This window comes from Aquipseudomonas alcaligenes NBRC 14159 (assembly GCF_000467105.1).
Classification (GTDB): domain Bacteria; phylum Pseudomonadota; class Gammaproteobacteria; order Pseudomonadales; family Pseudomonadaceae; genus Aquipseudomonas; species Aquipseudomonas alcaligenes.
The window spans coordinates 1-10,577 of record NZ_BATI01000065.1; the positions used below are offsets into that span (position 1 = coordinate 1).

Annotated in this window: 10 protein-coding genes; 3 read left to right on the plus strand and 7 right to left on the minus strand. The window is 58.7% G+C overall.

All coding sequences use genetic code 11. The annotated features are described in order from the left end of the window. Positions 1 to 163: 163 nt before the first annotated feature. From PA6_RS21520 to PA6_RS21545, 7 genes are all read right to left on the minus strand, one after another. Positions 164 to 1,033 carry an HD-GYP domain-containing protein gene (locus tag PA6_RS21520; protein WP_223198360.1) on the minus strand — a complete coding sequence of 290 codons (870 nt, stop codon included), beginning with the start codon at positions 1,031 to 1,033 and terminating at the stop codon, positions 164 to 166. A 91-nt stretch (positions 1,034 to 1,124) separates the two neighbouring features. Beyond that, positions 1,125 to 1,436 (minus strand): DUF3391 domain-containing protein, encoded by a 312-nt coding sequence (locus PA6_RS23155; protein WP_255209947.1) that lies wholly within the window; start codon positions 1,434 to 1,436, stop codon positions 1,125 to 1,127. A 156-nt stretch (positions 1,437 to 1,592) separates the two neighbouring features. Further along, positions 1,593 to 1,973 carry a hypothetical protein gene (locus PA6_RS21525; RefSeq protein ID WP_001054412.1) on the minus strand — a complete coding sequence of 127 codons (381 nt, stop codon included), beginning with the start codon at positions 1,971 to 1,973 and terminating at the stop codon, positions 1,593 to 1,595. Further along, entirely contained in the window at positions 1,970 to 2,296 is a 327-nt protein-coding gene (locus tag PA6_RS21530; RefSeq protein ID WP_000091614.1) for a hypothetical protein, read from the minus strand. Before PA6_RS21530 ends, PA6_RS21525 begins: the two co-directional genes overlap by 4 nt. 23 nt (positions 2,297 to 2,319) lie before the next feature. Continuing rightward, positions 2,320 to 2,655: a hypothetical protein gene (locus PA6_RS21535; RefSeq protein ID WP_000741275.1), complete on the minus strand. Its 336-nt coding sequence runs from the start codon at positions 2,653 to 2,655 to the stop codon at positions 2,320 to 2,322. A gap of 14 nt (positions 2,656 to 2,669) precedes the next feature. Further along, entirely contained in the window at positions 2,670 to 3,005 is a 336-nt protein-coding gene (locus PA6_RS21540) for a helix-turn-helix domain-containing protein (protein ID WP_001172026.1), read from the minus strand. Next, positions 2,986 to 3,363: a type II toxin-antitoxin system RelE/ParE family toxin gene (locus PA6_RS21545; protein WP_003151133.1), complete on the minus strand. Its 378-nt coding sequence runs from the start codon at positions 3,361 to 3,363 to the stop codon at positions 2,986 to 2,988. Before PA6_RS21545 ends, PA6_RS21540 begins: the two co-directional genes overlap by 20 nt. A 191-nt stretch (positions 3,364 to 3,554) precedes the next feature. Between PA6_RS21545 and PA6_RS21550 the strand changes: the two genes are divergently transcribed. The 3 genes from PA6_RS21550 (at position 3,555) to PA6_RS21560 (ending at position 10,574) form a co-directional block, all read left to right on the plus strand. Continuing rightward, on the plus strand, positions 3,555 to 4,157 hold the full coding sequence (locus PA6_RS21550) for a recombinase family protein (RefSeq protein WP_010465829.1): 603 nt from the start codon (positions 3,555 to 3,557) through the stop codon (positions 4,155 to 4,157). Further along, the gene (locus tag PA6_RS21555) at positions 4,141 to 7,170 is read left to right on the plus strand and encodes a Tn3 family transposase (protein ID WP_010799689.1); all 3,030 of its coding nucleotides are present in this window, start codon (positions 4,141 to 4,143) and stop codon (positions 7,168 to 7,170) included. Before PA6_RS21550 ends, PA6_RS21555 begins: the two co-directional genes overlap by 17 nt. A 98-nt stretch (positions 7,171 to 7,268) precedes the next feature. Continuing rightward, on the plus strand, positions 7,269 to 10,574 hold the full coding sequence (locus tag PA6_RS21560; RefSeq protein ID WP_021703110.1) for an NACHT domain-containing protein: 3,306 nt from the start codon (positions 7,269 to 7,271) through the stop codon (positions 10,572 to 10,574). The last annotated feature ends 3 nt before the right edge of the window (positions 10,575 to 10,577 follow it).

Sequence of the window (10,577 nt, forward strand, 5' to 3'; positions counted from 1 at the left end):
ATGTAAGCCGGAACCCCAGAAATTTCCGTCACCCTAGTTGGGTGGGCTCAACACTCGTGTCACCAGCTACCTTCTGGAGAATCGAGCTCGGCCATCCCTCCCTGGACGGGCATCGCTCGACGATGTTCAACGGCTCCCTCACGGGGCCGTCGTTTTGTGGGGGCTATTCCATCCACAAGTCGTCGAGGTTCTTGAAGTTCCAGAGCGTCGGGTCTTCGGGGCCAGTGATACTGTCCTTGCAACTCGTGGCCGCCAGGTCGATGGTCTGCATCGGGATCGGCTCTCTCGAGCGTAGCGAGAAGAACACGCGAACCTTGGGAGTCAGCAGTGATTCCATTCCCGGCTCAACGACAACGGCCAGACGCTGAGAGGACAGGCGAACCAAGGAGCCGACGGGGTAGATGCCCACGGCCTTGACGAAGGCGTGGAAGATGCGTTTGTCGAAATGGCCCTCCCACTTGGCCATCTGCCGCATCGCCGCGGACGGGTCCCACGGCTTTTTGTAGGCTCGCTCCGACGTCACGGCATCATAGACGTCGCAGATTGCGCCCATGCGGGCCAGGAGTGAAATGGCGTCACCGGCCAAGCGATCCGGGTAGCCGGTTCCGTCGATCTTCTCGTGATGGTGCAGGGCAATGTCCACCACCCCGGGCTCGGCCCCGCCTGCGCGCAGCATCTTTGCGCCCTCCACAGGGTGGCGCTTCATGATGGCGAACTCGGCATCGGTGAGCTTGCCTGGTTTGTTAAGCACTTCCAGCGGCATCGCGGCCTTGCCTAGGTCGTGCATCAGTCCGCCGATGCCAGCCAGGCGCGTTTGCTCCTCGTCTAGATCGAGATGCCGGGCCAGCGATAGCATCAGGGCGCAGACGGCAACCGAGTGCAGGTAGGTGTAATCGTCGTGCGTTTTGATGCGTGCGACGCTGATGAGGGCATGAGGTTGGCGCAGCACCGAGGCAGCGATTTCTCCGACCAGCGGCAACGTCGTGCTTGGGTCGACGGCCTTGCCAAGCCGGGCTTCCTGGAACATGTCCATGACTTGGGACTTGGCCGCAAGACAGAGTTTCCGTGCATAACACATTTCGCTCTCCATTGAGGTTGCGCCGTCACTTTTCTTGCTTAGTGGACTAGACGGCAGAGATTGCTCCTCCGACAATTCTCTGGGCTCTGGGCTCTGGGCTCTGGGCTCTGGGCTCTGGGCTCTGGGCTCTGGGCTCTGGGCTCTCTGGGCTCTCTGGGCTCTCTGGGCTCTCTGGGCTCTCTGGGCTCTCTGGGCTCTCTGGGCTCTCTGGGTCGACTTGGCTTTTGGCCAAGTCGACCCAGACCTCCCCGACGCCACATTCTCGAATGGCAGAGAGATCCTGAGGCTCGGTCAGCAGGAAGCTGCCGCGCCAGAATGGGTGTCGAACCCAAGAGCCGGCGAGCTTGTGGATGTACATGCCGAGACGAAGCTCGGATACGGGAATGCGTTTTACCAACTTATTTTCCTTTCTGAGTTGGGTGGTTAGGCGTGCGCCGAGGCTGGCACCCAGCGGTAGAGCGGAGGTAAGGTCACGCCAAGATTCTTGGATCAGCCGGAACCGCCGAAATTTCCGTCAGCCGATCAACATGGCTTTGTCTCGCGCTCGGTCGATGCGTTCCTGCATCGCCTGCATGACTTCTTCGTGGGTGTACGACTTGGCGTTGGGGTCGTCGGCCTCTCGGAGAGCTTCCTCGACCTCGCGGGTCATCCGCGCATATTCTTCCGGCCACAGCGCTTGCTCCATGCGCAGCGACGCCTGCCCAAGCAGGTGCAGCAGGCCGAACAGCCGCATGTCATTGGTGGCGACGACGTGCTCTCGAATCCGCTCCTGGATCACCTCGCAGGCCCGATGCGCCTCTGGCGTCGCCGTGCCCTCGTAGCCGGCTGGGAGTTCTGCTTCTTCAGCGATTCGCGCCCAAGCGATAGCCAGCGCCTCGATGGTGGACAGGTTCATTTGCTCATCCACTTGCGCAGCAGACGCTTTTTCAGGGAGGCGCGCTCTTGCGGATTGCGTCCCTTGTGGTTGGCAATGCGATCCGCCGTGGCGGCCTGGCGCTTGATGGGCCAGTAGGAGCGGCCATCCTTACCCATCGACCAGACGTTGCTGACCTGGTTTTCCAGTAGAGGCAGATGGGCGCATAGAGCTTCCGGCGACGCGCTGGCCAGCGCGGTGCGCTCGTGGGTTCGCCAGCGCTGATGCCAGAGTTTCTTGTCCTCGCGCTCGCTACGGCAGGTCGTGTGCCCAACGATGGGCGTTTTGCGGCGGCTGCGGCTCATGATGTGGTTGTCTCCAAGAACATTCAGGACAGGCTTTCTGGGTAGAGCGCCGTCAACCGGGACAGGGTTTCTTGCACTTGTTCCAGCGAGGTCATCAGATGATCAACCTGATCCTGAAGATCCACGGCGAGATCAAATAGCTCAGCCACTCGGCTGCGTGATCCCTCGTTGAACGCGGCCATTGCCAGTTGATGCAGCTTCAACAGGTCGGTGCGCAGTTGCGGAGGTGCGCCGTCTGCGCTGTCATTCAAATCGCCGCGCAGCACGTCCACGGCATCGACTGCACGCAGCAGTGCCGTGGTATCGAAATTCTCGGGAGTCAGTTCGTCCCATTCGTCGTCGGTGATGCGGGCTGCCATCAGGAGAGCTCCGATTAAGCGGTTGCGAGCGTTAGATGCCCGATCGGCTCGGCTGCTGGCCGTACCTTGATTTCGATGTCGTAGCCGAGGCGATTCAGACAATCCATCAGCTTGCGTTCGGATAGATTGGTGAAGTCGCCGCGCATCATGCCCGACACCTTCGGTTGCGGGATGCCCATGCGTTTGGCCGCCGCTTGTTGAGTCAGCCCAAGGGCGCGCATGGCCCTCCTGATCTCGACCACCAGGCCGGTCTTGATCTTGAGCTTTTCAGCGTCAGGCAGTCCAAGGTCGGCAAAGACGTTGCCCGAGCTGCGCTGAACCTCGACGCCTTCAATGATTCGTTTTTGCATTTCGTAGCTCCTGTGCCAATACCTCGGCCACCTTCAGCCGAGCGCGGATGATGTCCATGTCGGCCTTTGGCGTTGCGATTCCGCTCTTGCTCTTCTTCTGGAAGCAGTGCAGGACGAACACCGCTTCCGCAAACTTGACCGTGTATACCGCTCGATAGGTGCCGCCGGCATCGTCTTCGACGACCTCCAGCACGCCGGCACCACCGAACCCCTTGAGCACCTTTGCTGCGTCATCCTGATCGCCTATCTGCGCCAACGAGAGCGCGTAACCGAAACGGCGACGCACGTCGGACGGCAACGCCATCAAATCCTTGTGGCTGCTCGCGATCCATTCGAGCGGTTTTTCTTTGTTTGTCATGACGGAATTTTATACCTGTTCAGGTAATGATGTAAACGCGGCAACCTCAAGGAGGTGTCGTAAAACATTTGTTTTGCGACAGGCTGTCAGCCGCCGCTGTGCTACCTGTGCAACACCCCCTCAAAAATGTACGGAAAACTCTATCGCTATTCACTATTATGCGGAAACCTGTTTTTGATGGTTATCCGCCTATGTTGGTTGGCTACATGCGCGTGTCGTCGGACTCCGACCGCCAGAGCACGGACTTGCAGCGCGACGCGCTGCTCGCCGCCGGCGTCGATCCGCGTCACCTGTTTGAGGATCGTGCCTCTGGCGCGAAGGATGACCGTGCCGGCTTGGCGCGGGCGCTTGAGTTCGTTCGAGCCGGCGATGTGCTGGTGGTGTGGAAACTCGACCGGCTCGGTCGCTCGCTGTCGCACCTGCTCGCCATTGTGACTTCGCTCAAGGACAAGCGGGTGGCGTTCCGCTCGCTGACAGAGAACCTGGACACTACGACGCCCTCGGGCGAATTCCTGTTCCAGGTGTTCGGTGCGCTCGCGCAGTACGAGCGCGCCTTGATTCAGGAGCGCGTCGTCGCGGGCTTGGCCGCCGCACGCAAACGCGGCCGGATCGGCGGCCGGCCGCAGGCGATCACTGGTGAGAAGCTGGACGCCATCGTCGCCGCGCTCGATGGCGGTATGTCTAAGGCGGCGGTGTGCCGCAACTTCAATGTCAAGCGCACTACGTTGATCGAAACATTGACGCGAGCAGGTTGGCGTGGTGCGGGAAGGACGGTCGATGAGCAACAAGAATAAGCTACTCACCGTCTTTTCTGACGCAGAGCAGGAAGCCTTGTACGGCCTACCGGACTTCGACGATGCTCAGCGGCTGGAATACCTGGCGTTGACCGAATCTGAACTGGCGTTCGCCAGCAGCCGGCCTAGCCTGCAGGCCCAAGTCTATTGCGTCTTGCAGATCGGCTACTTCAAGGCCAAGCATGCTTTCTTCCGCTTCGATTGGCATGAGGTCGAGGACGATTGCGCCTTCGTGCTGAGTCGCTATTTCCACGGCGAAGCGTTCGAACGCAAGGCGATCACCAAGCATGAGCACTACAGCCAGAGGGGTCAGATCGCCGAACTGTTCGGCTACCGGTCGTGGGCGGCTAGCTTCCTGCCGCAACTGGCACAGCAGGCTGAACAGATCGTGCGGCGCGACGTAATGCCAGGATTCGTGGCCGCCGAACTGATCGTTTGGCTCAGCGAGCACAAAATCATCCGGCCCGGCCACACCACCTTACAAGAGCTGGTCAGTGAAGCCCTGTCCACCGAACGCAGGCGCTTGGGCGGCTTGCTGGCAGAAGTGTTGGACGAATCGGCCAAAGCTGCGCTGGGCCAGCTCCTGGTGCGTGACGACACCCTGTCTCAACTGGCAGCGCTCAAGCAGGACGCTAAAGATTTCGGCTGGCGTCAGATGGCAGGGGAGCGCGAGAAGCGCGCCACGCTGAAGTCCTTGCACGGGATCGCCAAGGCGCTGCTGCCCAAGCTCGGCATCTCGCAGCAGAACCTGCTGTACTACGCGAGCCTGGCGAACTTCTATACCGTCCATGACCTGCGCCACCTGAAGGCGGAGCAGACCCGGCTCTACCTGCTGTGCTATGCCTGGGTACGTTACCGGCAGCTCACCGACAACCTGGTCGACGCGATGGCCTTCCACATGAAAAAACTTGAGGACGAGAGCCGCACGGGTGCGAAACAGTCCTTTGTCGCCGAACAGCTGCGACGCCATCAGGAAACGCCGCAGGTTGGCCGCCTGCTGTCGCTGTACGTGGACGACAGCGTGGCCGATCCGACGCCGTTCGGCGAGGTGCGCCAACGCGCCTACAAAATCATGTCCAGGGAATTGCTGCAAAACACGGCGCAGCGCATGAGCGTCAAGCCACTGAACAAACTGGCGCTGCACTGGCAGGCGGTGGACGGCCTGGCCGAACGCATTCGACGCCATCTACGGCCGCTGTACGTCGCGCTCGACTTCGCCGGCACGGCCCCCGATAACCCATGGCTCGCGGCGCTGACTTGGGCCAAGAGCGTGTTCGCCAAGCAGCAGCGCCTATCACAACGGCCACTCGACGAATGTCCGGCGGCAACGCTGCCGAAACGCTTGCGTCCGTACCTGCTGATGTTCGATGCCGAAGGCACGCCGACAGGCCTGCATGCCGATCGTTACGAATTCTGGCTTTACCGTCAGGTCAGGAAACGCTTCCAGGCGGGCGAGCTCTACATTGACGACAGCTTGCAGCACCGGCATTTGTCCGACGAGTTGGTTTCGATGGACGAGAAAGCCGCCGTGCTCGCGCAGATGGACATCCCCTTCCTGCGGCAGCCGGTCAGTGCCCAGCTCGATGCACTGGCGGCCGAGTTGCGTGCGCAATGGGTGGCGTTCAATCGCGAGCTGAAACAGGGCAAGCTGACGCACCTGGAATACGACAAGGACACGCAGAGACTGACCTGGCGCAAGCCCAAGGGGGAGAACCAGAAGGCGCGCGAGCAAGCTCTCTACGAGCAACTGCCATACTGCGATGTCGCCGACGTGTTTCGCTTCGTCAACGGCCAGTGCCAGTTCCTGTCGGCGCTGACACCATTGCAGCCACGCTATGCGAAGAAGGTAGCCGACGCCGACAGTCTGATGGCGGTGATCATTGCCCAAGCCATGAACCACGGCAACCAGGTTATGGCGCGTACCAGCGACATCCCGTACCACGTCCTGGAGAGTACCTACCAGCAGTACCTGCGCCAGGCGACGCTACATGTGGCCAACGATTGCATCAGCAACGCCATCGCCGCACTGCCGATCTTCCCGCATTACTCGTTCGACCTCGATTCGTTGTACGGTGCCGTTGATGGGCAGAAATTCGGCGTCGAGCGACCAACTGTGAAGGCGCGCTACTCGCGCAAATATTTCGGCCGCGGCAAGGGCGTCGTCGCCTACACGCTGCTGTGCAATCACGTGCCGTTGAACGGCTACCTGATAGGCGCACACGAGTACGAGGCTCACCACGTGTTCGACATCTGGTACCGCAACACGTCGGACATCGTGCCGAGCGCGATCACCGGCGACATGCACAGCATCAACAAGGCCAACTTCGCCATCCTGCACTGGTTCGGACTTCGTTTCGAGCCGCGCTTCACCGACCTCGACGACCAGTTGCAGGAGCTGTATTGCGCCGATGATCTGGCATTGTACGAGAAATGCCTGATCCGGCCGGCTGGCCAGATCGACCGGCAACTCATCGTCGGTGAGAAGGCGAACATCGACCGAATCGTCGCCACACTGGGCCTGAAGGAAATGACGCAGGGCACGCTGATCCGCAAGCTGTGCACCTATACGGCGCCGAACCCGACGCGGCGCGCAATCTTCGAGTTCGACAAGCTCATCCGCAGTATCTACACACTGCGCTACCTGCGCGACCCGCAACTGGAGCGTAATGTTCACCGCTCGCAGAACCGCATTGAGTCCTATCACCAGCTACGCTCGACCATCGCCCAAGTCGGTGGGAAGAAGGAATTGACCGGCCGCACCGACATCGAAATCGAGATCAGCAACCAGTGCGCCAGGCTGATCGGCAACGCGATCATCTTCTACAACTCGGCGATCCTGTCCCTGCTGCTGACGAAGTACGAGGCAGCTGGCAATGCCAAGGCGCTGGCGTTGATCACGCAGATGTCGCCAGCGGCCTGGCGGCACATCCTGCTGAACGGGCATTACACCTTCCAGACTGACGGCAAGTTCATCGACCTGGATGCGCTCGTGGCGGGACTGGAGCTGGGCTGACGGAAATTTCTGGGATTCCGGCGTACAACCCCAGGTAGGATGGCAGAGCCGCTGCAGCCCGCGCCGGGGCTGAATCTGACCTATTTTTGAGACTCGCTATGACCAGGCATTCGGACGCCTTCATTGATCTTGATCGGACCTTCTCCAAAATCGTCATTGACGGCGATTTTTCCGACGATGCCGACCTGAGTAGTAGACGTAGCAGAAGCGGGGAGCTCCACTGGCCAGACCTGCTCGGCCATCACCGAGTAGTACTGCTGTCCGAGGCGGGGTCAGGCAAGACGGCTGAAATTCGAAATGTTACTCGCAAGCTCCGGAGCGACGGAAAAAGCGCTTTCTTTCTGCGGCTCGAAAACGTCATGTCCGAATTACAGGACGCATTCGAGGAGGGAACTTTCGATGAGTTTCAAAGCTGGCTCAATTCAGGCACCGAAGGGTGGCTGCTCTTGGACTCAGTGGACGAGGCCCGGTTGGGCGATCCTAGAGAATTTGAGCGGGCAATCCGCAAGCTTGGCCGGTTAACTAAGAGCATTGGAGCCAAAGCGCATATTCTCATTACAGGGCGCAGCACAGCTTGGCGCGCAAGCACGGATCTAGAGATTTGCGAGAAGGCCTTTGAGTTTGAGGCCAGCGCTCGTCGAGCACTTCCTCCAAAAGCGGATGATCCTGAAGGCGCTGTACAAACCACGGCAAGCGAAACCGAACCGGACGTATCGTTTCTCGTGGTGACGTTGGACGATATCCATGACGAGCAGATTAATCGCTTCCTAGAGGCCACTGGTGTCCAAGACGCAAAGGCGTTCCTCATCGCTGTAGAGCGTAGAGAAGCAGAATCGCTAACTACCCGCCCATTAGATTTCCTGGAACTCGTCGATTTCTGGCATGAGCACCAGCGCATAGGTACACGGTTGGAGCTGATGAAGAGCAGCATCAATCGCCGACTTGAGGAGCGCGATCAAAATCGCGCCGAGTTCAAGCCAATTGCTCCAGATAAATTGCGTGAGGGGGCACGCCTCATCGCTGCTGCGACAACGTTGGGGCAGATGTCCGCAATATGTGTTCCTGATGGCGAAGCTAATAAAAAAGGAATTCCAGTTCGCTCAGTGCTGAAAGATTGGAATGACGCAGACGCCGGGGCTTTGCTGAGTCGCCCCATTTTCGAACCTGGCATCTATGGAACCGTTCGTTTCCATCACCGTACTGTCCGGGAATACCTAACAGCAGAGTGGCTCCATGAGCTTATCCGTGGCGCCGCCTCTCGAGTAAACATCGAGAATTTGTTCTTCCGTACTCAGTACGGATTGCAAGTGATCAATCCTTCAATGCGCCCTGTGTTGCCGTGGCTGGCACTCTTGGACGAACGAATCTGTACGCGCCTAGAAGAGCTGGCTCCGGAGGTCTTCTTTGAAGGAGGCGATCCTGGTCAGCTCCCGCTGACTACCCGCCAGAATATTCTTCGTAAGGCGTGCGAGCAGTTGGCTCAGCCAGCTCACAGCTGGACGATTACCGACTATTCGGCTGTCCAGCGATTTGCGCACCACGACCTCACAGAGGACATCAACGAGCTATTGGTGCTCTACCGCACCAACGATGACATCGTCTGGTTCCTGTTAAGAATGGTTTGGCACGGTGAGGTAGTAGGTGCGCTTGCGGAAGCCAAACAGTTTGCCCTCAGTGCCCAGCACAAACACACTCGTTTGGCCGCTATACGCGCTGTCATCGACCTGGGAACGTCTCAAGATGTCGCGGATGTGCGTCTGGCGCTTTTGGAGGGGGAGTCCAAGGTTAATCGGGAATGGTTAGCTGAGCTATGTGATGGACTTCCGCTCGACAGCGAGTGGTTACCTTGGCTTCTGCAGGCAATCGAGAGAGCTACAAAAAAGGAGCGATTCAGCGGCAGGGATACTCTGGCGATGAAGCTGTCCGCTTTGGCAACTGAGTGTCCCCTAGAAAACCTCCCAGCCTTCATTCACGGCCTTGGCGTGCTATTGGAGAGACCGCCGGTTGAAGATCACGGCTTCAGCGCTATCTCAAAGAATTTCAGTTGGCTTGCCGAGGTCGCTGGAATAGCGGCGCTCCGTTTGCTCCAAGCGCGTGACCCATTTGCGCTCAACGAGTCGGTACTCACGATTCTAAGCAAGCTGGCCCAAGCGCATTTCTATGAAGAGCTAGATACCCGAGAGATTGGAGAAAAGCTGCGAGAGATCGTGCCTACCTGGCCGGAGCTCGACTACACACTGTTCTGGTATGACGTCGCTGCTGCCCGTCAAGGGTGGGTGCATCGCGACCCCGTCACTCACGTCTGGCAGTTACTGGGTTTCCAACCATTCTGGTCGTTAAACAAGGAAAACTTCAGTCTTGCCTGCGAGCAAATCGTGAGTCTGAAGGATATGCAAGACCGCCTCATGGCACTCAGCATGGCTTTCCATATCTACACAAAGCATGGAAATCCTCCACCTTGGGTCGTTCAGCTCAGGCACGCAACCGAGTCCCACGACGAGCTTCGTGCACGCCTCGATATTTTCTTGAATCCACCGATGCAGGAAGTCCAGGCGTGGGAGATCCAACAGGCTGAGTGGAAGGAAGTAGCTGCTCAACGAAAAGCCGAAGAGGCAGAGCGCCGTCGCTCTTGGCAAGAAGGTCTCGCTGCTGACATAGCTCTGATTAATAGCTCTGAGCCTGGTGTGATGTCTCGAAGCCAGACTTATCTGCTGGATCGCTTGCTTGAGAGCTCATCGTCTTCAAATACATGGGGCAGCGGCAATTGGCCTTCGCTCACTGCCGAGTTCGGCTTACCGGTTGCTCAAGCGTTTCGCAACGGCGCTATGAGCTTCTGGCGGGGCTACTGCCCAACGTTGCCGTCAGAGGGGGCTGCTGCCAATACGACCCCGTATGAGGTGATTTTTGGGCTCTCAGGCCTCGCTATCGAGGCCAAAGAAGAATCCTCTTTGTTTGCGCATATGTCCGCAGAGAATGCCCGGAACGCAGCTCGCTATGGGCTGCTTGAGCTGAACGGTTTTCCAGAGTGGCTTCCCAAGCTGTTCGCACTTCATCCGCGACCAATCCAAGAAATCGTGACTCATGAAATCCTATATGAGCTAGACGCCCCACATTTGGAGTCCGGCGTGAATCGCGTATTACAAAGGCTGCGCTGGGGCGGAGACTGGATAAATGAAAAGCTAGCTGCTCCGCTCATGAGTCGACTGGAACAACCTATCGACCATATTGAGTCTCTCCAGTTTGCGCTCAGCATCGTTCAAGATTCGTCGATTGGTGATGACGTACTAGGCGCGCTCGCTAGCAGGCGTGCAGTGGAAGAAGCCAATCCAGAGATCACACCGATCTGGTATGCATTGTGGGTTGGTACACAACCCTCTGTGGCTATATCAGCACTGGCAGCTTGAATC